Annotated in this window: 26 protein-coding genes; 14 read left to right on the plus strand and 12 right to left on the minus strand. The window is 71.5% G+C overall.

Going from position 1 to position 22607, the window contains the following annotated elements; genetic code table 11:
* Positions 1 to 39: 39 nt before the first annotated feature.
* Positions 40 to 888, plus strand: coding sequence for a chitosanase (locus tag ABT254_RS41275; RefSeq protein WP_351482533.1), 849 nt, complete (start codon positions 40 to 42; stop codon positions 886 to 888).
* A gap of 54 nt (positions 889 to 942) precedes the next feature.
* Here ABT254_RS41275 and ABT254_RS41280 read toward each other — a convergent pair whose 3' ends face one another.
* Positions 943 to 1875, minus strand: coding sequence for a CU044_5270 family protein (locus ABT254_RS41280; protein ID WP_351482535.1), 933 nt, complete (start codon positions 1873 to 1875; stop codon positions 943 to 945).
* Positions 1868 to 2512, minus strand: coding sequence for an RNA polymerase sigma factor (locus ABT254_RS41285; RefSeq protein WP_450753043.1), 645 nt, complete (start codon positions 2510 to 2512; stop codon positions 1868 to 1870). Before ABT254_RS41285 ends, ABT254_RS41280 begins: the two co-directional genes overlap by 8 nt.
* 204 nt (positions 2513 to 2716) lie before the next feature.
* Here ABT254_RS41285 and ABT254_RS41290 point away from each other — a divergent pair, with 204 nt between their 5' ends.
* The 4 genes from ABT254_RS41290 to ABT254_RS41305 all read left to right on the plus strand — a co-directional run bounded on the left by ABT254_RS41290 (position 2717) and on the right by ABT254_RS41305 (position 7038).
* On the plus strand, positions 2717 to 4081 hold the full coding sequence (locus ABT254_RS41290) for an FAD-dependent oxidoreductase (protein WP_351482537.1): 1365 nt from the start codon (positions 2717 to 2719) through the stop codon (positions 4079 to 4081).
* A 136-nt stretch (positions 4082 to 4217) separates the two neighbouring features.
* Complete coding sequence (locus ABT254_RS41295; protein ID WP_351482539.1) at positions 4218 to 5396, plus strand: FAD-dependent oxidoreductase; 1179 nt, start codon at positions 4218 to 4220, stop codon at positions 5394 to 5396.
* A gap of 72 nt (positions 5397 to 5468) precedes the next feature.
* Positions 5469 to 6434, plus strand: coding sequence for a DUF1152 domain-containing protein (locus ABT254_RS41300; RefSeq protein WP_351482541.1), 966 nt, complete (start codon positions 5469 to 5471; stop codon positions 6432 to 6434).
* Between the two features lie 112 nt (positions 6435 to 6546).
* Positions 6547 to 7038: a lamin tail domain-containing protein gene (locus ABT254_RS41305; protein WP_351482542.1), complete on the plus strand. Its 492-nt coding sequence runs from the start codon at positions 6547 to 6549 to the stop codon at positions 7036 to 7038.
* A gap of 46 nt (positions 7039 to 7084) precedes the next feature.
* On the opposite strand, the gene ABT254_RS41310 is transcribed toward ABT254_RS41305, so the two are convergent.
* Positions 7085 to 8086, minus strand: coding sequence for a hypothetical protein (locus tag ABT254_RS41310; RefSeq protein WP_351482544.1), 1002 nt, complete (start codon positions 8084 to 8086; stop codon positions 7085 to 7087).
* Positions 8083 to 8448 (minus strand): PadR family transcriptional regulator, encoded by a 366-nt coding sequence (locus ABT254_RS41315; protein WP_351482665.1) that lies wholly within the window; start codon positions 8446 to 8448, stop codon positions 8083 to 8085. Before ABT254_RS41315 ends, ABT254_RS41310 begins: the two co-directional genes overlap by 4 nt.
* A 304-nt stretch (positions 8449 to 8752) precedes the next feature.
* On the opposite strand from ABT254_RS41315, the gene ABT254_RS41320 reads away from it, so the two are divergent.
* On the plus strand, positions 8753 to 9922 hold the full coding sequence (locus ABT254_RS41320; RefSeq protein ID WP_351482546.1) for a hypothetical protein: 1170 nt from the start codon (positions 8753 to 8755) through the stop codon (positions 9920 to 9922).
* A gap of 119 nt (positions 9923 to 10041) precedes the next feature.
* On the opposite strand, the gene ABT254_RS41325 is transcribed toward ABT254_RS41320, so the two are convergent.
* Positions 10042 to 11079 (minus strand): hypothetical protein, encoded by a 1038-nt coding sequence (locus ABT254_RS41325; RefSeq protein ID WP_351482548.1) that lies wholly within the window; start codon positions 11077 to 11079, stop codon positions 10042 to 10044.
* Positions 11080 to 11319: 240 nt separating this feature from the next.
* Here ABT254_RS41325 and ABT254_RS41330 point away from each other — a divergent pair, with 240 nt between their 5' ends.
* The 3 genes from ABT254_RS41330 to tgmB all read left to right on the plus strand — a co-directional run bounded on the left by ABT254_RS41330 (position 11320) and on the right by tgmB (position 12944).
* The gene (locus ABT254_RS41330; RefSeq protein ID WP_351482550.1) at positions 11320 to 11610 is read left to right on the plus strand and encodes a YkvA family protein; all 291 of its coding nucleotides are present in this window, start codon (positions 11320 to 11322) and stop codon (positions 11608 to 11610) included.
* A 132-nt stretch (positions 11611 to 11742) separates the two neighbouring features.
* Positions 11743 to 11934 (plus strand): putative ATP-grasp-modified RiPP, encoded by a 192-nt coding sequence (gene tgmA / locus ABT254_RS41335; protein WP_099933570.1) that lies wholly within the window; start codon positions 11743 to 11745, stop codon positions 11932 to 11934.
* 17 nt (positions 11935 to 11951) lie between these two features.
* The gene (gene tgmB, locus ABT254_RS41340) at positions 11952 to 12944 is read left to right on the plus strand and encodes an ATP-grasp ribosomal peptide maturase (protein ID WP_351482553.1); all 993 of its coding nucleotides are present in this window, start codon (positions 11952 to 11954) and stop codon (positions 12942 to 12944) included.
* Positions 12945 to 12953: 9 nt separating this feature from the next.
* Here tgmB and ABT254_RS41345 read toward each other — a convergent pair whose 3' ends face one another.
* Positions 12954 to 13172 carry a hypothetical protein gene (locus ABT254_RS41345; RefSeq protein WP_351482667.1) on the minus strand — a complete coding sequence of 73 codons (219 nt, stop codon included), beginning with the start codon at positions 13170 to 13172 and terminating at the stop codon, positions 12954 to 12956.
* A gap of 150 nt (positions 13173 to 13322) precedes the next feature.
* Entirely contained in the window at positions 13323 to 13562 is a 240-nt protein-coding gene (locus ABT254_RS41350; RefSeq protein ID WP_351482555.1) for a DUF5133 domain-containing protein, read from the minus strand.
* A gap of 170 nt (positions 13563 to 13732) precedes the next feature.
* Between ABT254_RS41350 and ABT254_RS41355 the strand changes: the two genes are divergently transcribed.
* Positions 13733 to 14068 carry a hypothetical protein gene (locus ABT254_RS41355; protein WP_351482556.1) on the plus strand — a complete coding sequence of 112 codons (336 nt, stop codon included), beginning with the start codon at positions 13733 to 13735 and terminating at the stop codon, positions 14066 to 14068.
* Between the two features lie 137 nt (positions 14069 to 14205).
* Positions 14206 to 14430, plus strand: a complete 225-nt coding sequence (locus ABT254_RS41360; RefSeq protein ID WP_351482558.1) for a hypothetical protein — start codon at positions 14206 to 14208, stop codon at positions 14428 to 14430.
* 13 nt (positions 14431 to 14443) lie between these two features.
* Here ABT254_RS41360 and ABT254_RS41365 read toward each other — a convergent pair whose 3' ends face one another.
* Positions 14444 to 15301, minus strand: a complete 858-nt coding sequence (locus tag ABT254_RS41365; RefSeq protein WP_351482560.1) for an aldo/keto reductase — start codon at positions 15299 to 15301, stop codon at positions 14444 to 14446.
* A gap of 259 nt (positions 15302 to 15560) precedes the next feature.
* Here ABT254_RS41365 and ABT254_RS41370 point away from each other — a divergent pair, with 259 nt between their 5' ends.
* Positions 15561 to 16454, plus strand: coding sequence for a Gfo/Idh/MocA family protein (locus ABT254_RS41370; protein WP_351482562.1), 894 nt, complete (start codon positions 15561 to 15563; stop codon positions 16452 to 16454).
* A gap of 251 nt (positions 16455 to 16705) precedes the next feature.
* Here ABT254_RS41370 and ABT254_RS41375 read toward each other — a convergent pair whose 3' ends face one another.
* On the minus strand, positions 16706 to 17350 hold the full coding sequence (locus tag ABT254_RS41375) for an AAA family ATPase (protein WP_351482563.1): 645 nt from the start codon (positions 17348 to 17350) through the stop codon (positions 16706 to 16708).
* Positions 17347 to 17673, minus strand: coding sequence for a hypothetical protein (locus tag ABT254_RS41380; RefSeq protein WP_351482565.1), 327 nt, complete (start codon positions 17671 to 17673; stop codon positions 17347 to 17349). Before ABT254_RS41380 ends, ABT254_RS41375 begins: the two co-directional genes overlap by 4 nt.
* A 110-nt stretch (positions 17674 to 17783) precedes the next feature.
* On the opposite strand from ABT254_RS41380, the gene ABT254_RS41385 reads away from it, so the two are divergent.
* A complete protein-coding gene (locus tag ABT254_RS41385; protein ID WP_351482567.1) occupies positions 17784 to 18896 on the plus strand; it encodes a PP2C family protein-serine/threonine phosphatase in 1113 nt (370 codons plus the stop codon).
* On the opposite strand, the gene ABT254_RS41390 is transcribed toward ABT254_RS41385, so the two are convergent.
* Complete coding sequence (locus ABT254_RS41390; RefSeq protein WP_502972141.1) at positions 18868 to 21138, minus strand: MMPL family transporter; 2271 nt, start codon at positions 21136 to 21138, stop codon at positions 18868 to 18870. The two genes, ABT254_RS41385 and ABT254_RS41390, sit on opposite strands and share 29 nt — an antisense overlap.
* Before the next feature lie 120 nt (positions 21139 to 21258).
* On the opposite strand from ABT254_RS41390, the gene ABT254_RS41395 reads away from it, so the two are divergent.
* Positions 21259 to 21465, plus strand: coding sequence for a hypothetical protein (locus ABT254_RS41395; RefSeq protein ID WP_115911539.1), 207 nt, complete (start codon positions 21259 to 21261; stop codon positions 21463 to 21465).
* A 10-nt stretch (positions 21466 to 21475) separates the two neighbouring features.
* Here the strand turns inward: ABT254_RS41395 and ABT254_RS41400 are convergent, their stop codons facing one another.
* Positions 21476 to 22606 carry a sulfite oxidase gene (locus tag ABT254_RS41400; protein WP_351482571.1) on the minus strand — a complete coding sequence of 377 codons (1131 nt, stop codon included), beginning with the start codon at positions 22604 to 22606 and terminating at the stop codon, positions 21476 to 21478.
* Between the last annotated feature and the right edge of the window lies 1 nt (position 22607).

Raw genomic sequence — 22607 nt, forward strand, 5'->3', positions numbered from 1 at the left:
CATCAACTCGCCACCCCCCACCACCACTTGGAGCCCCCCGTGAGGCACCTCTCCAGCGACCCCGCACATCCCGCCCGCATCGCACGCCGCACCGTCCTCGTGGCGGCCGGCGCATCCCTGGCAGCAGCGCCGTTCCTGCGGCCCTCGCACGCCTCGGCCGACCCGGCCGCGGCGGGCTGCGTGGGCCTCGACGACCCGGCGAAGAAGGAGATCGCCATGAAGCTGGTGTCGAGCGCGGAGAACTCCTCGCTCGACTGGAAGGCGCAGTACAAGTACATCGAGGACATCGGCGACGGCCGCGGCTACACCGCCGGGATCATCGGCTTCTGCTCCGGCACCGGCGACATGCTCGACCTCGTCCAGCTCTACACCGACCGCAAGCCCGGCAACGTTCTCGCCAAATACCTTCCTGCGCTGCGTGCGGTGAACGGTTCCGACTCGCACGAGGGGCTGGACCCCAACTTCCCCCGCGACTGGCGCAAGGCGGCCCAGGACAGCGCGTTCCAGCAGGCACAGAACGACGAGCGCGACCGCGTGTACTTCAACCCGGCCGTCCGGCAGGGCAAGGCGGACCGGATCGGGACGCTGGGCCAGTTCGCGTACTACGACGCCATCGTCATGCACGGCGACGGCGACGACCCCACCAGCTTCCGCAACATACGCAAGCGCGCCCTCAACAAGGCCAAGCCGCCGGCGCAGGGCGGCGACGAGGTGGCGTACCTGAACGCCTTCCTCGACGCCCGGGTGTGGGCCATGAAGCAGGAGGAGGCGCACAGCGACACCAGCCGCGTCGACACGGAACAGCGGGTCTTCCTGCGCAACGGCAATCTGTGCCTCGACACCCCGCTGAACTGGAAGGTCTACGGGGACAGTTACCACATCGGCTGACCGGTACGCGGGGCTGCCGTACCGCCCCCCGCGCGGTACGGCAGCCGTCCGGCGCTAGGGGCGCTGGCCGATGCGGTCGACGACGGCCACCTGCTGCAGCCCTCTCATCTCGTGGTACCAGCCGACCTGCCGCCACTCGCCGTCGATCTTCTTCGCGCTGCTCCCCTTCAGCCGGAGCCCCAGGTAGGCGTAGGTCTTCGGGTCGAAGACGAAGGTGAAGGACATCATCGGGTACGAGACCGCGATGCCGTGGCGCCCGAGGGCGTCCACCTCGTGGTAGTCGAGCCTGATGCCCGGGATCTTCGCGACGGCCTCGAACGTGGCGGCCTCCAGGCCCGGTGGCATGACCCGCGGCCCCATCATCAGCATGCAGGCGTTCGCGAACGCCATCCGGTGGGCCTCCGGGGTGTTTTCGGGCCCCATGCCGAGCGCCTTGAGGAGCTTGTCCGGGTCCGTGGGCCACTTCGCCAGCTTGGCGTACTCGGTCGGCGGCCACCTGACCTCGTGCCTGCCCAGCGGCGGATCGTTGTGGATCTTGCCGAACTCCTGCCGCCTGGAGGGTTTGGAGCCGTCCACCGAGAGCCAGCTCTCGTCCGTCCAGGTCTTGGTCCTGCCGCCCTTCACGTAGGTCCGGGTGATGTAGGTCTTGGTGTACAGGTACTGGTCGTTGCGCGGAATCGGCATCCCGGAGCTGTCGGCCCGGGACCGGTCCGCGGCCCGGTGCAGGAGCTGCGCCGCGCTCAGGGTCGTCATCCGCGGGACGTCCGCGCCCCCGTCGTTGCGGGCGGCGACGACGATGCCTCCCGTGACGGCTGCCGCGGCGGTTCCGGCGACGGCGACTCTGATCATCAGCCGGCGGGACAACGGCGTGGGGCGGCGCTCCGCCTCGACGGCGCGCCGGAGCCGGGCGCGGGCGGCCGCGCGGGCCTCGTCGGTCAACGCGGGTACGTCGGCCCGCAGTTCGCGCACTGCGGTGAGGTCATCCACGATCGCTCTCCTCGGTCTCCTCGTGCAGGGCTGTGGGATCCGAACCGCCCAGCTCCCGGCGCAGTGCGGTCCGCGCCCGGTGCAGCCGTGAGCGCACCGTTCCGACCGGCACGCCAAGGGCCTCGGCGGCCTCCGCGTAGTCGAGATCGCCCCAGGCGATCAGCAGCAGCACGTCCCGGTGCCGGGCGGGCAACGCGGCGAGGGCGCCGGCCAGCCGGCCGCGGGAACTCTCGGCGCTGACCTTGGCGGCCACCCGGTCCGCGAGCGGCTCACCCTCGGCCGGGGAGGCGGTGGCGACGCGGGAGAGGGCCTTGAGGCGGCGGGCCTCCGCACGGCGGTGCTGGCCGACGAGGTTGGTGACGATCCCGTACAGCCAGGGGCGTGCCTGCGGCCGCGACACGTCGTAGCGCCGCCGCTGCTGGAAGGCGATCACGAAGGTCTCGGCCATCAGGTCGTCGGCGGTCTCGGTGCCGAGGCGTCTGGCCGCGTACCGGTGGATGTCGTCGGCGTAGCGGTTGAAGAGCACCGCGAACACGTCGGGCTCGTCCCAGGAGCGCTCGATGATCGAGGCGTCGGAGACGGAGTCGTCGGGCGGGCCAAGGGCGGGATGAACTCCGATGCTCGGCAAGGCGGTCACTGGTCGCCTTTCAGGTTCATGGACTTCCCTCGAGGTCGCGGGCAGGGTCGACTCTTGTTGGCCGATGCCCGTGTTCGAGTTCCCGCTTCCCGCTCATAAAATTGATTTATGAGCTCATAGAGCGGACCCGCGTACCGACTTAGGCTTGCCTTAGCTTAGGCTTCCCGTTCGAGTCGCCTGTCCTCGCTCGAAGGGAACCTGATCATGCCGCGCGCCCTGCGGGTAGCCATCGTCGGAGCCGGCCCCGCCGGGATCTACGCCGCCGACGCCCTGCTCAAGTCCGAGGTGGCCGCCGACCCCGGCGTCTCCATCGACCTCTTCGAGCGGATGCCCGCCCCGTTCGGCCTGATCCGCTACGGCGTCGCCCCCGACCACCCGCGCATCAAGGGCATCATCACGGCCCTGCACCAGGTGCTCGACAAGCCCCAGATACGCCTCTTCGGCAACGTCGACTACCCGACCGACATCAGCCTGGACGACCTGCGCGCGTTCTACGACGCCGTGATCTTCTCCACGGGTGCGACGGCCGACCGGGCCCTGCCGATCCCCGGCATCGACCTCGACGGTTCGTACGGCGCCGCCGACTTCGTGTCCTGGTACGACGGCCACCCGGACGTGCCGCGCACCTGGCCGCTGGAGGCGGAGAAGGTCGCCGTGCTCGGCGTCGGGAACGTCGCACTCGACGTGGCCCGCATCCTCGCCAAGACGGCGGACGAGCTGCTGCCGACGGAGATCCCGCCGAACGTCTACGACGGCCTGAAGGCCAACAAGGCGCTGGAGGTCCACGTCTTCGGCCGGCGCGGCCCGGCGCAGGCGAAGTTCTCCCCGATGGAACTGCGGGAGCTGGACCACTCCCCCAACATCGAGGTCATCGTCGACCCCGAGGACATCGACTACGACGCGGGCTCGATCGAGACCCGGCGCGGCAACAAGCAGGCCGACATGGTCGCCAAGACCCTGGAGAACTGGGCGATCCGCGACGTCGGCGACCGCCCGCACAAGCTGTTCCTGCACTTCTTCGAGTCGCCCACCGAGATCCTCGGCGAGGACGGCAAGGTCGTCGGCCTGCGCACCGAGCGCACCGCCCTCGACGGCACCGGCAACGTCAAGGGCACCGGCGAGTTCAAGGACTGGGACGTCAGCGCGGTCTACCGCGCGGTCGGCTACCTGTCGGACAAGCTCCCCAAGCTGCCCTGGGACCTCGACTCCGGCACCGTCCCGGACGAGGGCGGACGGGTCGTCCAGGAGTCCGGCGAGCACCTGCAGTCGACGTATGTCACCGGCTGGATCCGGCGCGGTCCGGTGGGCCTGATCGGCCACACCAAGGGCGACGCCAACGAGACGGTGGCCAACCTGCTGGACGACCACGCGAACGGCCGTCTGCAGACGCCGGGTTCACCCGAGCCCGAGGCCGTGGACGCGTTCCTCGCCGAGCGGGGCGTCCGCTTCACCACCTGGGAGGGCTGGTACAAGCTGGACGCCGCGGAGAAGGCGCTGGGCGAGCCGCAGGGCCGTGAGCGCGTGAAGATCGTCGAGCGCGAGGACATGCTCGGGGCGAGCGGCGCCTGACGCGGACCTACGCCGGTCGTGCCACGCCCCGCACGTGGCACGACCCGGCTTCGCACGGAACCCCTGCTGTCGCTCATGCGTTCCCCCCTGTGTGCGTGCGACCGCGGGGGCCGCGCGGAGACGAGCGGGGTGGGGCGTGGCACGCGTACTGGTCATCGGCGGCGGCACAGCCGGCACGGCGACGGCTCTGGCCCTGCACAAAGCGGGCTTCGAGGTGACCGTGCACGAGGCGCATCCCCGCTCGGCAGAGGATCTCGGCGCGTTCCTCACCCTGGCGAGCAACGGCATGCGCGCCCTCGCCCAGCTCGACGCCGCCGCCGCGGTCACGGCGCTCGGCTTCCCGCTGACCTCGATGCGGGTCCTGGACCACGCGGGCGCCGAGCTGGCACAAGTACCCCTGGGCGAAGCCGCCGACCCGCTGCTGCGGTACCGCTGTCTGCGCCGCGGCGACCTCACGACGGCCCTGCGGGCGGAGGCCGCGCGCCGCGGCATCGTCGTCCGGCACGGCGCCCGCCTCGCCTCCCTCCAGGACGGCGCAGAGGGCGTCACCGCGCACTTCACCGACCACAGCACCGCAACCGGCGACCTGCTGATCGGCGCCGACGGCCTGAACTCCACGGTCCGCAGGCACATCACCCCGCAGACCCAGCCGTGCCACGCAGGCGAGCGGGTCTTCTACGGCCGCACCGGCGCCGCCGACCGGTCCGGACCTCAGGCGCACATCACCATGGTGCGCGGCAGCACGGCCGCCTTCGGCTACGCCGTCTCGCCCGACGGGGAGACGTACTGGTTCGCGCGCGTGTCCGGCGCGCCCCTGGAGGCGGACGAGATCGCGGACGGTTCGCCCGCCGACTGGCGCGAACTGCTCGTTCCGCTGCTGCGCGAGGACGCCACGCCCGCCGCGGACATCGTCGCGGCCACCGGCGACGACCTCATGGTCACCAACGCCACCGAGATACCCGCCGGCACACCCTGGCGCTCCGGGCGCCTTCTGCTCATCGGCGACGCCGCCCACGCGGCTTCCCCCGCGACCGGTCAGGGCGCGTCCATGGCGCTGGAGGACGCGGTGATCCTCGCGAAGTGCCTGCGCGACACACCGGACACCGACACGGCGCTCACCCTGTACGAGGACCTGCGCCGCCCGCGCGTCGAACACAACATCACCGTGAGCGGGAACATCTCCCGGGGCACGCACTCCCCGTCTCCCGCCGGGCCTCGGCGTACGCCCCCTGCACGGCCCGGGGAGGACGGGCTGATACGTCTGCTGGAGTGGGAGTCCGACATCCGGGAAGGACCGTCGGCCCCGAACGCGTGAGCATGCCGGGCACCGCTCGGCAGCCGGAAAATGCACCGCCCCGACATCCTCCCAGCCTGTTACCGTCCCCCGGTGTTCTCCCTCACCGAGCCCCCTTTCTTCACCCGTCTCCGCGATGCCCGGCGGGTTCTCGTCGCCGGTGCGGGCGGCGGCTTCGACGTGTACGCCGGCCTCCCACTGGCCCTCGCGCTGCGCTCGGCGGGCAAGGAGGTCCATCTGGCGAACCTGTCCTTCGCCGACCTGTACGGGCTGGACCTGGACGTATGGCTGGAGGCGGACGTCGCGGCCATCGGGCCCGACACGGCGGCGCGGGGCGACTACTTCCCGGAGCGCACGCTCGCCCGTTGGCTGGAGGAGCAGGGCCTGCCGGCCACGGTGTACGCGTTCCCGCAGACCGGGGTGCGGCCGTTGCGCGCCGCGTACCGCGCGCTCGTCGACCACCTCGGCGGCGTGGACGCCGTGGTGCTGGTGGACGGCGGGACCGACATCCTCATGCGGGGTGACGAGCACGGACTGGGCACACCGGAGGAGGACATGGCGAGCCTGGCCGCCGTGAACGGGCTGGAGGAGATACCCCAACGGCTCGTCGCCTGCCTGGGGTTCGGGGTGGACGCCCACCACGGGGTCAGCCACACCCTGGTGCTGGAGAACCTGGCGGCGCTGGACCGGGAGGGCGCCTACCTGGGCGCGTTCTCGCTGCCGCGCGAGAGCCGGGAAGGTGCCCTCTACCTCGACGCGGTCGCCCACGCCCAGCGCGGCACGCCCGAGTACCCGAGCATCGTCAACGGCTCCGTGGCGGCAGCCGTGCGCGGTGACTTCGGCGACGTCCGCTTCACCCGGCGAACCAAGGACAGCGAACTGTTCATCAACCCGCTGATGGCCCTGTACTTCTGCGTGGACGCCCCCGGCCTCGCCCGCCGCAACCTCTACCTGGACCGGCTGGAGAACACCGCGCTCATGCGCCAGATCAGCTCCGCCATCGAGGAGTTCCGCGCCGGTCCGGCCCGCCAGCGGCCCCCGCGCGCCTACCCGCACTGAGTACAGGCGGACAACCGGACGGCACCATTTCGGTCAACTCGCCGCCCGAACCCACGCAGTTGTATACGCTCCAGATTCTTCACGAAACATGCACACAGGGGGGAAGATCTCCATGCGTATACGTCTTGTCGCCGCCACCGCCGCCGCGGGCACGCTCGCCGTGCTGGCCGCCGTCCCGGCCCACGCCACCGAGTACCGCTCCGCGCTGAAGATCAAGGGCGTTCAGTACGACGCTCCCGGCCGCGACTCCAACAGCTGCACCACCGGGAACACGGACGAGGAGTACCTGACGATCAAGAACTACTCGTCCGGTACGACCGTGAACCTCAAGGGCTACGTGGTGAAGGACAAGGCCGGCAACAAGTTCACCTTCAGCCACAACCACTACCTGGAGCCCGGTGACTACGTGAAGCTCCGCGGTGGCCACGGCACCGACTCCGACAGGAACAACGTCGCCTACCGCAACAACTGCAACTTCATGTGGAACAACGACAAGGACACGATCTACCTGTACAAACCGTCCGGCAGCGGCGCCGACTCGCACGCCTACACCAAGAGCGGCAACGACCCCGACGGCAACGGCTACATCACGTTCCACGGCTGACGGCTCGGGCCGGGCCGGCAGGACGTGCCGGCCCGGCCCCGCAGGGTCAGCGCCTGGCCAGGTCCCGCCTGGCCACCGCCGTCAGCATCACGGTCAGAAGCGCGAGCGCGGCCGCCTGACCCAGCGCGGCGCCGACATAGGCGGCGGGGACGGCAAGGCCCAGCCACGGATACAGCGTGGCGATCCGCACCGCCAGGAGCAGCAGGCCCAGCGCCGCCAGGGACAAGGCGCCGCCGGCAGGGCTCACATCCGTACGGCGACGGCGCAGCAGCAGCCAGCCGAGCGCCCCGAGGACGAAGCACGTGGCCGGCGCCCAGACCGCGTCGGGCGCGGCGGGCGGCACGACCTCGGACGCGCCCATCACCACACTGCAGGCCGCGAGGACGAGGCCGGGTGTGCCGACGGGCAGCACGGCCGCGGGTGCGTCCCGGTGGTGGGCCGCGCACAGGGCGAGCGCCGGCAGCCAGGCGAAGAGCGCGCCGGCGGTGGCGAACCACGGGTCCCACGGCACCGTTTCACTCACCAGCGGACCGGCGAACGGCCACAGCGTGGGCAGCGCGGCAAGCAGCACCGACATCCGGGCAAGGCGCCTGCGCCCGGTCAGCAGGGCGAAGAAGGCGACCGTCCACAGCAGCGGCAGCGTCCATTCGGCGGCCTCGACCGCGCCCAGGAGCGGGCCCCGGCCGGTGAATCCCGACCGGAACATCTCCCAGTCGCGCGCTCCGTGCGTCGTGGCCCAGGTCAGCTCCAGGACCCGGTCGACCAGCGCCGCGGCGGCCTGCAACAGCACGGCGAACAGGGCGAAGTGACGGACGGCAGACCCGAGCAGGAGGTACGGCCGGGGCGCCCCGGTGGCGGCCAGCCGGCTGCGCACGGCGAGGGCGGCGACGCTCGCCACCTCGCCCAGCGTCGGCCTGCTCTGGTCCTGGGTCTCCTGGTCGAGGTCCCACAGGTAGACCTCGACCATCTCCTCCTCCCTGTTGCGCCGGTAGTAGTCGGGCAGCAGGCGCAGCACCGTGCGGTAGCGCGTCTCGAGCAGCGTCGTCATGCCACGCCTCCCGCGAGTCCGGGACCTGCGGACGGTTTCACCGCGCCGGGGGCCCTGCGCCCTTCGGCGATGCGCGACTTGGCGGCACTGGCGCCGGCCGCCATGCGCTCCGCCTCCGCGTCGAGGGCCTGCATCCCCTCTTCGGTCAGGCGGTAGTAGCGCCGCAGCCGGCCCTCGTGCACCTCCTCGCGATCCAGGACGATCAGCCCGTCCGCGGTAAGCCTGTCCAGCACGCCGTACAAGGTGCCGACGCGCAACTGCACGGCGCCGTCGGAGAGTTCCTCGACCTCCCGCAGAATCCCGTAGCCGTGCCGGGGCTGGTCGGCCAGGGCGGTGAGGACGAAGAACGCCGCCTGAGTCATGCTCCTCGATGCCATGCCGCCATGATATCTCGGCTTCCGATATATAGCGCAAGGACGAGTCATACGGCGTGGCGGGACACGAACAGGACCCGCCCCTAAGCGGATGGTGGGCGGGCCCTGTTCGCGGGCGCCATTGTGGCGGGCCCGGTGCGCCGGGGATACGGGTGAACCAGGTGTCCTGGAGTGCGCTCCTCGCACCCCGAGTGCACCGCGCGCCTCCCGTGCGAGCACCCCCCGGGGGAACCCCGCCGACGCGCGGCGACGATACTGGTGGATACACGTGCCCCCGCCCTCAGATGGACTCATGCGTACTTCGCCCTCCGTCCGACCGACCCCGTCCCCCACCCTGTGGCTGGCCCGCGGCCGCCATACCGGACCCGATGCCGAAGACGTCGTACGCCGGACGCTGCACCGGCTCAAGGACGAGGGGACCATCGACGACCATCTCGAGGTGGCCGTCTCCGAGGCCTCATCGAGCAGTTCGGACTGCGTCTTCGAGGCGCGGTGGACGGTCACCGAGTCGGTGACCGTGCGGGCCCGGCTGACTTTGACACGCGATGCCGACACCGGCATGGAGTGGGTGCTGGCGGCGGAGGCCGAGCGCCCGTGGGAGCAGGGGTGGCCCTCCCCCGCCACCATGTTCTGGCCCGCGGAGCCGGACGTGCCCTGGGACCACCAGCCCGGCACGGGCCTTCGCCTGCGGGAGGCCAACCGCCTGCCCGCGGACGACAAGGACATCCGGCGCCTGCTCCGCAACTCCGTGCGCGGAGGCTGGCACATCAACCTCGTCGTGCACGAGGCGATGACACCCGACGAGCGCGGCCGGCTGCCGCTCGGCCCGCTGCTGCCGCCGAGCCTGCGCCATCGTGTGCTGGAGCACCGTGCCGCACCGGACCAGCTGCGCATCGTCAACCGGGTCCTGCGCGAGTTCGGGGTGCAGGTCCCGCGCGGCGGCGCCGTCCTGCTGCCCACCACGCCGGTGCCGGAAGGCTTCGACGCGGACGACTTCTCCGTACGCACCGTCTTCCTCGACGGCTCACGGCCCGGCCAACTCGTCGACGCCCTGGTCCGGTTCGCCGCACTGCCGCTTCCGCTGCCGGACGGCGCCGAGGAGGCCGTCACCGCCCTGCGGGACGACTGGCGGCTGATGACGCTCGAGGAGGAGCTCGCCCACGCACGCGGGCTCGTGGCCATGTACGCCGAGGCGCTCGAGGCCATGACCAAGTCGCGGGATCTGTACCGCGAGGCCGCCGAGCGCGCACACGAGGCGCTGGCCGTCTACCGCGAGAACGGCGACGCCCCGCCCGCCCGGCCACAGCCGCCCGCCCCGTCCCAGGGCTCCCCCTTCCAGCAGCTGACGCGGACGCTGGAACGGCTGAAGGACACCGCCAAGGCACTGCGTCCCGCGTCCGCCCCGGACGGCGGACGGGAGCCGGACCCCGCAGTCGAACCACCGGACTCCTCCGGCCGCTGAGCGCCTGTGCCCCACTCCCGAGGGCGCGGGGTTTCGCTCGCGGACGCCGAAGCGCCCGCGGTCCGGAGAACCGCGGGCGCGGGGCCACGACCCCCTGCGGGTGCCGGGGAAGCGGCGCATCAGTCCAGGCGCCGTGCCGTGGCCAGAGGACGGGCAGGAGCACCCCCCAGGGCGGGAGGGCGTGCTGCCGCGCGCAGGACCAGGGCCGTCACTGCCGTCAGTGCCGCGATCACGGCGACCAGGCCCGCGAGCCAGCCCGGGGCGAGCGTGAGGTCGAGTGCCCGGAACAGCGACCGCGAGCGGAACCCGCGGTACAGCTCGGCCGCGGCAAGAAGCCCCGGCAGCACCGCCGCGACCACGAGTACGGCCCGGACGGGCCGCAGGGTCACCAGTACGGCCAGCAGGGCGTACAGGATCGACACGGCGATGCCGGAGGCGTACACGTCGACATGCGTACCCGACTTGTACATCGGGAACCAGAGCAGCGCGCACAGGAAGAGCGCGGCCGCGACGAGCAGGCCCGCCCACGGTGGCTGCTCGGCGGCGCGACGCGGCGCACCGACGGGCTGCCTCGGCATGGTGTCTCCACCGTAGGAAGGCAGGACCGTGGGGAACGGCGGAAGGCCGGTGCCTGTGCCTTCCGGGCGCCAGTCCGCCTCACCGGCCTGCGGAAGCGACGGCTCCGTCTTCGGCGGGGCGGGATGGGCACCGCGGTCTGTGCTCAGCCGGCCGATGAGTTCCACGAGGTCCTCCACGGACCGCGCCGCGGCGACCGCCTTCGCGGCCTCCTGTCCGAAGCGGCGCTCCGTCGACGGCAGGTGCAGCAGTGCCATCAGCCGGGTCACTTCCTCCACCGGACGGTTCTCGGCAGCCGCCCGGATCACCTCGTCCGCGCTGGAAGGGTCGCGCGGTGGTTGGGTCAGCAGGGTGACCAGACGGGTGACGTCCTCCACGGAGCGGTCCGTGCCGACCGCGCGCAGCGCGTCGACGGTGGCTTTCGCATACTCCGGGGACTGCTCCAGCATGGTGATCAGGTTGGCGACTTCCTCCAATGGCCGGTCCGCAATGGCGGCATGCACCAGGGCGCTGGCCGGGTCGTCGTGCGCGCCGACTATGGAGGGGTCGTAGGGACGGGGTGATGAAGAGCGGATGCTCATGACTCTCCTCCATGGAATAGACGGAACGGTTCACCTGCTCTCGCATCTCCCGGCGCGTTTTCACGACGTTGCGATGCAGTGCCATTACTAAGCGCCGCTTCCGGTCCGTGCCAGTCGGGATGGGCCACAGGTGTGAGGCCCCGCCGCGCTTCTGACGGGGTGACGGAGGACGTACGAACGCCGGAAAGGGGAATCCGAGACAAGGGGCGCGCCGTTCGGCACGCCGGATGGAGGAGGACCGTGAAATGGACCACAACGGCGATCGTGGTCGCCGTTGCCCTCGCGGCGCTCGCCCTCGCCGTGGCCGTCGCCCTGCTGGTGCGGCTGGTGCGGGCACGGCGAGACCTGAGGCGCGCCGGGCTTCCGACCGGGCGGCGCTGGGTCTTCTGGGGTGCCGTCCTGTACTTCCTGCTGCCGACCGACCTGCTGCCCGACCCTGTCTACCTGGACGACATCGGCGTCCTTCTCCTCGCTCTGCGCAGCCTGCGCGGCCCTCTGGACGGGCCGAATCGTCACGAATCCTCCCTGTGACTACGCAGAGTAAGGAAACCAATCACTCGTTCGATTCGTATAAGTGACTGGAAGGGCAATGCAGTCGGCGGGCCGGGCGGCGCCGCGGGGAGCGGACCGCCGGGTCGGTGCTGCACTGACGAGGGAGACACGATGCAACCGTTCGCGCTCAACTACGCACGTCCGGCGGTGGAGTTGGAAGCCACGACTCCGTACGTCTACGACTCCGGGCTGCAGTTGAACGTGCTCATGGACGGCCGGGTCGCCGCCGGTGACCTCGCGCTGCTCCGAGAGTTGGGGACCACCACGTCCACCGCGGGCTCCAAGACTCACTTCGACGACTGAACGCGGAACCGCCCACTATGACCGTGCTGATCCTGACCTGTGAAGAGGACGTGACCGCCGACATGGTGGTCGTGCACCTGAACGCGTCCGGGGTCCCGGTGGTCCGCCTGGACCCCGCCGACCTCCCCGGTGGTGTCGCGCTGTCCGGTGAGTACGTGCACGGCCGCTTCCGCGGCCACCTCCAGTCCGCGGGCCGCCTGGTGAGCATCGCCGGGCTGCGGTCGGTCTGGGTGCGCAGGCCGGGGGATGCGGCCGCACGGGCGGCCCAGACCTCCGCCTGGCTGACCGAGGAGTCCGCCCAGGCGCTCTACGGCATGCTGCGCGGCTCGGACGCCCGCTGGATGAACCACCCCGACGCGGCCCGCCGGGCCCGGCACAAGCCGTGGCAGCTGCGGCTGGCCCAGCGCTGCGGACTGCCCGTGCCGGCCACCTTGATCACGACGTTTCCGCAGGCCGCCCGGGAGTTCGCCGACCGCTATCCGGATCTGGTGGTCAAGCCCGTCTCCGGGGCGCATCCACAGGATCCGCCCCGGGCGGTGCCGACCAGCCGGGTGGCGCCGGACGCGGACTTCTCCGCCGTCGCGTTCGGGCCGACCCTGCTGCAGCGGCGGGTCGGCAAGCGGGCCGACATCCGGCTGACCGCGGTGGGCGAGCGGCTGCTGGCGGCCCGCAAGGCGACTGCCGACGATCCGGATCCGGACGATCCCGGTGTGGTGGACGTGCGCTTCGCCTCGGCCGACATACCGTGGCGGGCCACCGATGTGCCGCCGCGCATCGCCGACGCCGTCCGCTCGTATCTGCGTGAGGCCGAACTGGCCTACGGTGCCTTCGACTTCGCCGAGGACGCCGACGGGACCTGGTGGTTCCTGGAGTGCAATCAGTCGGGACAGTTCGGCTTCGTCGAGGTGGAGACGGGTCTGCCGATCGCCCGGACGATAGCCGAGTGGCTGGCCCTTCCCGCACCGGAGCCGCAGACACGGGTCAACGGCTCCAGCACCACGGTGTGTTGAGGGCGGCGGTCAGTGGGGCAGCGAGCCGGGCAGCAGCGCGCTCCGCTGCCACCCGGCCCCCGGGGAGGCCTGGCGCTCGGGGGCGCCGGGCATGGCACCGAAGGACTGCAGCGGCCGCATGGCGTACTCCAGTTCCCGGCTCACGCGCTCGGCCTCCCGGCGAGCCTGAGTGGGGACGTCGCCGCGCTCGGCGACGAGTCGGTCGTAGATCGGGGAATCCTGGAACACCGACGCGCCTTTCGTGTGGTGGCCCATGCACTTGGGCACGGCTGTCGAGTGTATGCGCCTCAGGATACCTGGGTGTGAATTCTCCAGGAGCACTTGACGCCGGCAGGGCGTTGTGACCGGCCGATGTGCGTCATCCCGGCCGTCGTTGCGTCAGACGGCCAGTGACAGGCCGCCGTCCCCGCCCGCGGTCCTTCGCGAGGCGAGCAGCAGGGCGTCCGCCTTCGCGATCGCGTCCTCGACGCTCGAGGCTCCCATGGTGGCGCACAGCGCGCGGCTGACGTCCGCCAACTCCCGTGCCGCCTGCGCCCTCTCGCGCTCCGCCTGCGCGATGCGCAGCGACGCGTAGGTGGTGAGCAACGTTCTGACGACCTTCGGGTCCGGAACGAGCACGAAGTGCCCCTCTCTGTGGTTTGCGCCTCGCCTTCCCGGTCAGGCCCGGACCAATCGCATCTTCCGCGCTGCGGGCCTCAATTGACGCAAAAGCGCCGTCCGACCCGATTCCCAGCGCGCCGCGAGGCGTTGAACAGAGGGTAACCCCCTCAGCACGAACGGTGAAGCACATGAACCGCTCCGGCCGCCTCCTCTGCACCCTCTACCTCACCACCAGCGCCGAACTCGCCTGGACCACGGTCCTCGAATTCCTCCACGGCCCGCGGTGGGCCGCATGTCTGTTCGCCGCGGCGAGCCTGGTCCCGGTCATCGCCGTCGTCCGCGAGACCCTGATCCGCGACCTGCGCAGGGCCGCGGTCGTGGCGCGCCATCCCGCACGCACGGCCACCGACGAGATCGTGCGCGGTGAGCTGGACGCCGCGTGCTGCGAGCGGTGGTGGACGAGCCTGGGCATCCACCACGACTCGACCTGCCCGCACGGCATGCGCCGCAGCAGCGCCGCCTGAGGAGGCGGCCGCGGGGCGCACGCACGGCGGCTGAGGCGACCTGTCCGCCGTGCGGCTGTGTGTACGCCCCGGTGTCGAGGGCCGAGGTCGCCCCGTCCGGGGTCAGCACCTCGGGCTCCCGGATCAGGGCACGGGCGATGGCCGACCACGGTGTGCAGGCCTTCGACGGCACCGACATGAACACCCTCGACCTGCGCACCTACGGGCGTGCTGTGCCTGACGGTGAACACGCCGACCGCCGCGATCAGGTGGCGGCGGTCGGCGCGGAACAGGTACCCGAGGGTGCGGACCGGGTGTTCGTTGCGGTAGCGGTGGTCGAGGCGTCTTTCCGACGACGCCGGCGGCGGGGTCTTCCGTGGTGACCGGGTGGGCCTGTCAGACGGCGTCGAGCTGCGCGAGTTCCTCGGCGTCCAGGGTGAGTTCCGTGGCGGCGAGGGAGTCGAGGATCGTCTCCGGGCGGCTGGCGCCGGGGATGGGGACGACCACCGGCGACTTGGCGAGCATCCAGGCCAGGCACACGCGCTGCGGGCTGACCCCGTGGGCCTCGGCGATCCGTGCGAACGGCGCGTAGGCGGAGCCCAGTTCACGGGCCCGGGAGATGCCGCCGAGCGGGCTCCACGGCAGGAAGGCGATGCCGAGTTCGTCGCACAGTTCCAGCTCCGGCTCGCTGGAGCGGAAGGCCGGGGAGAACTGGTTCTGCACGGAGACCAGCCGGCCGCCGAGGATGTCGTTCGCCTGCCTGATCTGGTCGGGGTTGGCATTGGAGATGCCCGCCAGCCGGATCTTGCCCTCGTCCAGGAGATCACGGATCGCACCCACGGACTCGGCGTACGGCACTCTCGGGTCGGGGCGGTGGAACTGGTAGAGCCCGATGGCCTCCACCCCGAGCCGGCGCAGGGACGCCTCGCAGGCCTCCTTGAGGTGGCGGGGGCTGCCGTCGAGGGTCCAGCTGCCGTCGCCGGGACGCAGATGGCCGCCCTTGGTGGCGACCAGGACGTCCCGGCCGCGGTCGTGGGAGGACAGGGCCTTGGCGATCAGGGTTTCGTTGTGGCCGACCTCGTGGGCGTCCCGGTGATAGGCGTCCGCGGTGTCGATGAGGGTCACGCCGGCGTCGAGGGCGGCGTGGATGGTGGCGAGGGAACGGGCCTCGTCCGGCCGTCCCTCGATCGACATGGGCATCCCGCCCAGGCCGATCGCGCTGACTTCGACGTCACCGATGCGGCGGGTCTGCATGTGCTCGTGCCCTCTTCCGGTTGTCGCGCGGTACCGAATGACGTTCGGCCCACCGCACAGGGGGTGCGGGAAGCCGCAACGCATTCCAGCCTGACCCGCCCACGGGCCGCAGGTCCAATAGAGGAAAGAGAACGCATTCAGCAGCCACACCACTGAATCACCGCCTCCGCAGGATCTGCTTGCGCAGTCGGCCGGTCGGTGTGCGACGCTCGCTGGCGACCAGTCGCCACAACGGGCGACCCGGCGGAGAGGCGGCGGCATGCGGATAGGACTTCTCGGTACCGGTCCCTGGGCGGAGATGGCGCACGCCCCCGCCCTGCACGAGCACGCGGAGCTGGAGTTCGTGGGGGTGTGGGGCCGCCGGACGGAGGCCGCGAAGCAACTCGCCGACCGGTTCGGCACGCGTGCCTACGACGACGTCGACGCGCTGTTCGCCGACGTGGACGCGGTCGCGGTCGCGTTGCCGCCTGCCGTGCAGGCGGAGCTCGCGGTACGAGCGGCGCGTGCGGGGTGCCATCTGCTCCTGGACAAGCCACTCGCCACGACGGTCGCGCAGGGACGGGCCGTGGTCGACGCGGTCCAGGAGGCCGGCGTCGCCTCCGTCGTCTTCTTCACCAGCCGCTTCCTGCCCGAGACCGAGGCATGGATCACCGAACAGACGGCGGTGGGGGGCTGGTTCACGGCTCACGCCCAGTGGCTGGGGGCGCTGTTCGGCGGCGACAGCGACAGCCCGTTCGCGAACTCGCCGTGGCGGCGGGAGAAGGGCGCGCTGTGGGACGTGGGCCCGCATGCCATGTCCGTGCTGCTGCCGGTCCTCGGTGACGCCCGGCGGGTGGTGGCCGCGGCGCCCGGTCCCGGCGACACGGTCCATCTGGTCCTCGACCATGCCGGCGGCGCCTCGAGCACCGTGACGCTCAGTCTGTCGGCCCCGTCCGCGGCGGCGGGTGCTGCTCTGGAACTCCGGGGAGCGGCAGGGGTGTCGGTGCTTCCGCAGAGCGCCGAGGGAGCCGTCGCCGCACTCGGGCACGCCGCCGACGCCCTGCTCACCGCCGCCCGCACCGGGCGACCGCACGCCTGCGACGCCGCGTTCGGCCAGCGGGTCACCGAGATCCTCGTCGAGGCCGAGGCCCTGTTGGAGGGTGCCGCCGACTGATGCGACGTCACGGACCGTTCCACCGCAGTCTGTTTCGCCACGGCGCCGAGGACCCGCGCGCCGACGATCGGTGCGGTCGAGCCCCGGACCTGTTGGAAAGCGCCCCGGCTGACGCGGCGTCACGATCTGCCGGGGCATTCTGCTCCGGCACCGTGGCAAGGGCTGAGTCGACCAGCTCACCGACGGCCGGCCCCCTTCGGCACCGGCGCAAGGCCGACGCCCTACTGGAAAGTGCCGCCAACCGACGCGCGTCACGGTCTGCCGGGGGCATTCTGATGCGCCACCGCGGCAAGGACCAAGTCGACCAGCTCGGCGACGGTCCGGCCGGCTCCGGCATCGATGCGGTCGAGGCTCAGCTCGTCGAGGGCCTCGACCATCAGGGTCTGATAACGCTCCGTACGGGCCAGGAAGCGGTCCATCAGCATGCGTTCCTCGTCCGTTGCCGTCTCGTACCGGCCGCCCGCGTGCACCCGGGCGCGCAGCACGGCTTCGTCGGCCGTCAGCCACACGGCGGCGGTATGCGGTTCATCCAGTCCGGCGACGCGGACGGGCCACAGGGCCGAGCCCTCCAGGACGAGGCCCGCGCCGGGCCCGTCCTGGGCCGCATGGGTCGCGATCAGTGTGCGGATGCGGGGCCACAGCCTCTCGTAGTGGGCCAGAACAGAGGTGATCAGCTCGTCGACCGTGAGCGACGCATAGTGTTCGGCCACATGCGCGGGCACCTCCCGCTCCGGGGTTCTCCAGGGCCGCCCGGGGTGACGGGCCAGCAGGTCCGTCGCCCGGTACTCGAACCCGAGACGCTCCGCCACCGCTCGTGCGACCGTCGACTTGCCCACGTTCGACGTCCCGCCGATCAGCACCACTCGCACCCCGGGCGCCACCGCGCCTCTACTCATGCTGGAAACGGTTCGTCGCTCCAGCGGAACCAGGCCCGGTCGCCCTCGATGTGCAGCAGGAACTCGGGAACGGGTCCGTCCGGCGACGACAGAGTCACCCGTCTGGTGATCTCGTCGTAGGCCGTTTCCCACTCCCCCAGGTGCTCCTCGTCGTCCCGCTCGATCAGGGCGAGTTCACGGGCGAACAGCTCCCGGACCTCCGCAAAGGCCGGACCGGCGGTGAACCGGCCGGACAGCCACGGAAAGTCGGCGTCGTCGATCAGGATCTCCCCGACCGGCTCCGCGCCCGTGCGCACCTGCCAGACCTCGCCCTCGAACCCCACGCCGCGTCCCCCTTCGGCCGCCGTCGATCACCGCCGTCGACCAGCATGCCACCCGGCACCGACAGCCGGCCCGGCGTGCGGGCGGCGCCCCGCCGTAGGAGCGTGGTGCTGTGGGAAAGGTGCACCTCCTGTCACCGCGCCGGCAGGACCACGACCGGCGGGGCTGGCTGCGGGGCGCGCCACCGCCCCGGCTGGTACGGCTGCTCCCGCTCGGCCTGATCGTGGGTGTCTGTGCGGCCACCCTGGCCAGCGACGAACCCCTCGACATCGGTTTTCTGCTGGGCGCCATCCCGCCGCTGGCCGTCCTCTCGTACGGGCCGCTGGCGACCGCGCTCCTCGGCGGTCTCGTCGTCGCCGTGCTCAACATCCCGGCATTCCACCTCAACCACCCGGGCAACGCGGACCTGTGGACCATCACTTTCGTCTCCGTGCTGAGCGTGTTCGTCTCCTATGTGCGCAGCCGCCGCGACGCCCAGCTGGACCTGGAGCGCACCGTCGCCGAGGCCGCGCAGCGCGCCGTCGTCCCGCCGCTGCCCGACCGGGTCGGCCCGGTCCGCTGTGTCGGCCTGTACCGGGCCGCGCAGCGCGGCACGCTGGTGGGCGGCGACTTCTTCGACGTACGGCAGGGACCGCACGGGGTGCGGGCCGTGATGGGCGACGTCCAGGGGCACGGGCTGGCGGCGGTCGCCACGGTCGCCTCCCTGCTGGGGGCCTTCCGGGAGGCGGTGCTGGACCAGCCGGACCTGGAGTCGGTCGCCGCCCGGCTCGACCGCAGGCTGGAGCTGGACTCGGCGTCGTCACGGTACGCGGAGCTGTTCGCGACCGCCGTACTGCTGGAGTTCTCGCCCGACGCCCGGTCGGTACGGATGGTGTCCTGCGGGCATCCCGCGCCCGTGCTGCTGAGCGGCCGGCAGGCCAGCGAGATTCAGCTCGCCGCGTGGCCGCCGCTCGGTCTCGGCCTGTCCGACGGCGGCCCGCACACCGGGCTCACCCTGCGGCTGGAACCCGGCCACAGCCTGTTCCTGGCCTCGGACGGCGTGAGCGAGGCCCGCGACCCCTCCGGCGTCTTCTACCCGCTGACCGAGCGCCTGGCCGCGCTGGCCGACGGCGACCCGGCCGTACTCGCGGACCGGGTGTGGGCGGATCTCGTACGGTACTGCCCTGCCGTCGTCGACGACGTGACGATGCTCGTCCTCACGCCCGCGTCGCCGGACGCCGGCTGACGTCCGCCGCGGGGCTCTCCACCTGGTCGCCCTCCGCGTCGATGTGCGGCATGATCCGGTCGAGCCAGCGGGGCGTCCACCAGGCGTGCGGCCCGAGCAGCGTCATCACGGCCGGAACCATCAGCAGCCGTACGACGGTCGCGTCGATCAGCACGCTCACCGCGAGCCCCAGACCGAGCATCTTGACCACGATGTTGTCGCTGACGATGAAGGCCGCGAAGACGCTCACCATGATCAGCGCGGCGCAGGTGATGACCCGGGCGGTGATCTCCAGCGCGTGGGCGACCGAGGCCTTGGCGTCGCCGCTGCGCAGCCATGCCTCGTGGACGCGGGAGAGCAGGAAGATCTCGTAGTCCATGCTCAGGCCGAAAATGATCGCGAACATCATCATCGGCACATAGCTCTCGATGGGCACCTTGCCGTGCACGCCCAGCGCGGGCCCGCCCCAGCCCCACTGGAAGACGGCCACCACCACGCCGTACGAGGCACCGATCGACAGCACATTGAGGACCGCCGCCTTGACCGCGACGAGCAGGCCGCGGAAGACCGCCAGGATGATCAGGAAGGCGAGGCCGACCACGACGCCGATGATCAGGGGCAGCCGGCCGGCGACGATGTCACGGAAGTCGACCTGGGCCGCGGTGGTGCCGGTGACGTACCCCTTGGCCTTCGTTCCCGAGACCGCGTCCGGGAGGGTGGTGTGGACCAGCCGGTTGGTCAGGTCCGTGGTGGTGGCGCTCTGCGGGGACTGCTTCGAGTAGACGGTGCCGACCAGGACGTCCCCGTCCTTGGTGGGTGTCAGGGGCGTGACGGTGGAGGCGCCCGCCACCGCGTTCAGAGTCTTCTGTGCCTGGGAGGACAGGGCCGAACGCTGGGAGGACGGTACGGAGGTCTGGTCGATGACGACGGTGAGCGGGCCGTTGGAGCCGGGGCCGAACGCGTTCGTCATCAGGTCGTAGGCGCGGCGGTCGGTGAAGGAGGTGGGGTCGGCGCCGTCTCCGATGTGGCCGAGCTGGATGGAGAGCAGCGGGATGGCGAGGACGACGACGGTCGTGATGCCTGCCGCAAGGAACTGCCAGGGTCTGCGCTCCACACGTTGGGCGTAGCGGTGCCATGTGCCGGTCGGCTCGGTTCCGGGCTCGGCGTCGGTCTCGGCGACGGGACGCCGGACGTGGTAGCGGTCGATGCGTCTGCCGATCAGGCCGAGCATGGCCGGGAGCAGCGTCAGTGCACCGATGACCGCCGAGACGACCGTCGTGGCGGCGGCCAGGCCCAGTTTCCCGATGAAGCTCACGCCGGACGCGTAGAGGCCCGCGAGCGCGATGATCACTGTGCAGCCGGAGACGAGCACGGCCCGCCCGCTGGTGGCGGTGGCTTGCCCCGCGGCATGGACCGGATGGGCCCCGTTCATGAGGTTCTGGCGGTGCCGGGTGATCTGGAACAGGGCGTAGTCGATGCCGACACCGAGGCCGATCATGGTCGCCAGGGTCGGCGACACGGTCGCGAAGGTGAACGCCGCCGCGAGCAGTCCGAGGATCGCGAGCCCGCCGACGACGCTGACCAGTGCCGTGAACAGCGGCAGACCGGCGGCGATCACGCTGCCGAAGCCGATCAGCAGGACGACGATCGCGACGGCGAAGCCGATCAGTTCGCTCACCCGGTCGTCGGGGGCCGGCCGGCCCAGTTCGCCGAGCGGTCCGCCGTACTCGACCTGGGCGCCGGCCGAGCGCAGCGGCTGCACTGCCTTGTCCACGCCGCTCAGGTAGTTGTCGCCCAGGGTGGAGGGCTGGACGTCGAAGCGGACGGTGATGTAGCCGGTCTTCCCGTCGGAGGCGAGGGGGCCGACCTTCGAGGCCGGGGCGGACAGCGGGTTCTGGGCCGACAGGACATGCGGCAGTTTCTGCACGTCGCCGATCGCGGTGGACATCTGCGAGCTCAGCGCGGTGAGGGACTTCTGCCCGTCGTGCAGGACGATCTGGCTGCTGTAGCCGCCCGCCGCCGGGTCGTGCTTCTTCAGGACGTCCAGGCCCTGCTGGGACTGCACGCCCGGCAGGGAGAAGTTGTCGGAGTACTCCCCGCCGAAGGACCGGTTGAGGGTCTGCAGCGCCACAAGGGCCACCAGCCAGGCCAGGATGACGATCACGAAGTGTCTGGCGCACCACTCCCCCAGCCGCCGCAGAACCCCTCCGGTGACGGCCCCCGCGCCCCCCTCGTCGGTGCGGGCAGGTGACACGTCTCTCATTAGACGCCCGTCCCGTCACTCCGGCATCTCGTGGCACTTGTGTGCGCTTCCGGATGCACGCAGCGCTCCCGCGATGAATGGTGTTAGCAGTAGCGATCCTGACCCGAGGGAGCAGAGATCATGCCGACGTTGCAGCCCGACGCGTCCAGGCCGTCCGAGGACCGCGTCACCCCGGACGACCTGCTCCACACCCGTACCGGAACCGAGGTGTCCCCGGAGGACCTCGTCCTTGCGACGGGCAGGGACATCACCCCCCACAACCTCGAGTGGGCCCGGCGCAAGCTGGAGACGGAAGGCCCCGCCGCCATGGAAAAACTGCTGCCGTAACCGGCGCGGTTCAGTCCGCCTCGTCGGGCTCCAGGCACAGCACCCGCACCCGCTGGACGAGGTTGTTGGTGAAGCCGCCGCGGTTCCAGTGCTGCTCCAGCGGCTGGGTGTGTCCTTCGGCGTCGGTGGCCCGCGCGCTCAGCACATGCTCTCCGGGGGTCGCCGTCCAGTCGAGGTGCCAGTGGCGCCACGCCCAGCGGTGCCCGCCGTCGGGCTCCAGTTCGGCCTCGCGCCAGCTGCGCCCGCCGTCCGTGCTCACCTCAGCCCGTGCGAGCGGTGCCCGCCCCGACCAGGCGCGGCCCTCCAGCGTCACCGGGCCCGGCCGCACCACACGGGAGCGGGACATGAAGTCCGGGAACCCGGGCGGGATCAGCAGGGCGCGCGGCTCGATGCGGGTGACCGGCCGGCCCTCGTCGGTGGAGTCCTGCCGGAGCCGGTAGGCCACGGCCTGCTGGAAACCCGTGAAGGGCGCGTCGGTGACGGTGATCTCGCGCAGCCACTTCACATGGGCCATGCCGTACCAGCCGGGCACGATCAGGCGCAGCGGGCGGCCGTGCTGGGGCGGCAGCGGGGCGCCGTTCATCGCGTACGCCACCAGCACCTCGGGCTCGCTGCCCGTGGCCACTTCCACCGGCAGTGAGCGCTGGTAGTCCTGCTCGACGCCGCGTTCCACGCCGTGGTCGGCGCCGGTGAAGACGACGTCGACGGCGTCGGGTTCCACGCCGGCCTCGGCGAGCAGGAGCCGCAGCGGTACGCCGGTCCACTCGGCGGTGCCGACCGCCTCGACGAGCCAGGGCTGGCTGACCGGACGGGGCGTCAGCAGGGCCCGGCCGTTGCCCGCGCACTCCATGGTCACGCGCGTGGTGACCTGAGGGAGGGCACGAAGTTCGGCCAGGTCCAGCTGCAGCGGACGGCGGACCCGGCCCCCGACGCCCAGCGGCCAGGGCGTGTCGTCGGGGACGTAGGGGATGTCGTAGTGCGTCAGCAGGTAGTGCAGGCCCGGCGGGGTGACGTCGTAGCGCAGCGCCTCGAGCGGGAGGCCGTGGTTGCGGGTGGCGAGCGCCAGTTCGTCCCGGCCGATGCCCTCGTCGGGGGCGGCCAGCCGGGCGGGGGTGCTCGCGTCGGCGAGTCGGTGGCCCATG

Origin of the sequence: Streptomyces sp. NPDC001137, from assembly GCF_040298885.1 — a bacterium.
Classification (GTDB): domain Bacteria; phylum Actinomycetota; class Actinomycetes; order Streptomycetales; family Streptomycetaceae; genus Streptomyces.

Bases quoted from the DNA above. Each gene is read 5' to 3' on its own strand.
- ABT254_RS41290 (WP_351482537.1), top strand. From the start codon at position 2,717: ATGCCGCGCGCCCTGCGGGTAGCCATCGTCGGAGCCGGCCCCGCCGGG.
- ABT254_RS41305 (WP_351482542.1), top strand. From the start codon at position 6,547: ATGCGTATACGTCTTGTCGCCGCCACCGCCGCCGCGGGCACGCTCGCC.
- ABT254_RS41310 (WP_351482544.1), bottom strand. From the start codon at position 8,086: ATGACGACGCTGCTCGAGACGCGCTACCGCACGGTGCTGCGCCTGCTG.
- ABT254_RS41315 (WP_351482665.1), bottom strand. From the start codon at position 8,448: ATGACTCAGGCGGCGTTCTTCGTCCTCACCGCCCTGGCCGACCAGCCC.
- ABT254_RS41320 (WP_351482546.1), top strand. From the start codon at position 8,753: ATGCGTACTTCGCCCTCCGTCCGACCGACCCCGTCCCCCACCCTGTGG.
- ABT254_RS41325 (WP_351482548.1), bottom strand. From the start codon at position 11,079: ATGAGCATCCGCTCTTCATCACCCCGTCCCTACGACCCCTCCATAGTC.
- tgmA (WP_099933570.1), top strand. From the start codon at position 11,743: ATGCAACCGTTCGCGCTCAACTACGCACGTCCGGCGGTGGAGTTGGAA.
- tgmB (WP_351482553.1), top strand. From the start codon at position 11,952: ATGACCGTGCTGATCCTGACCTGTGAAGAGGACGTGACCGCCGACATG.
- ABT254_RS41355 (WP_351482556.1), top strand. From the start codon at position 13,733: ATGAACCGCTCCGGCCGCCTCCTCTGCACCCTCTACCTCACCACCAGC.
- ABT254_RS41360 (WP_351482558.1), top strand. From the start codon at position 14,206: ATGGCCGACCACGGTGTGCAGGCCTTCGACGGCACCGACATGAACACC.
- ABT254_RS41365 (WP_351482560.1), bottom strand. From the start codon at position 15,301: ATGCAGACCCGCCGCATCGGTGACGTCGAAGTCAGCGCGATCGGCCTG.
- ABT254_RS41370 (WP_351482562.1), top strand. From the start codon at position 15,561: ATGCGGATAGGACTTCTCGGTACCGGTCCCTGGGCGGAGATGGCGCAC.
- ABT254_RS41375 (WP_351482563.1), bottom strand. From the start codon at position 17,350: ATGAGTAGAGGCGCGGTGGCGCCCGGGGTGCGAGTGGTGCTGATCGGC.
- ABT254_RS41390 (WP_502972141.1), bottom strand. From the start codon at position 21,138: ATGAGAGACGTGTCACCTGCCCGCACCGACGAGGGGGGCGCGGGGGCC.
- ABT254_RS41395 (WP_115911539.1), top strand. From the start codon at position 21,259: ATGCCGACGTTGCAGCCCGACGCGTCCAGGCCGTCCGAGGACCGCGTC.
- ABT254_RS41400 (WP_351482571.1), bottom strand. From the start codon at position 22,606: ATGGGCCACCGACTCGCCGACGCGAGCACCCCCGCCCGGCTGGCCGCC.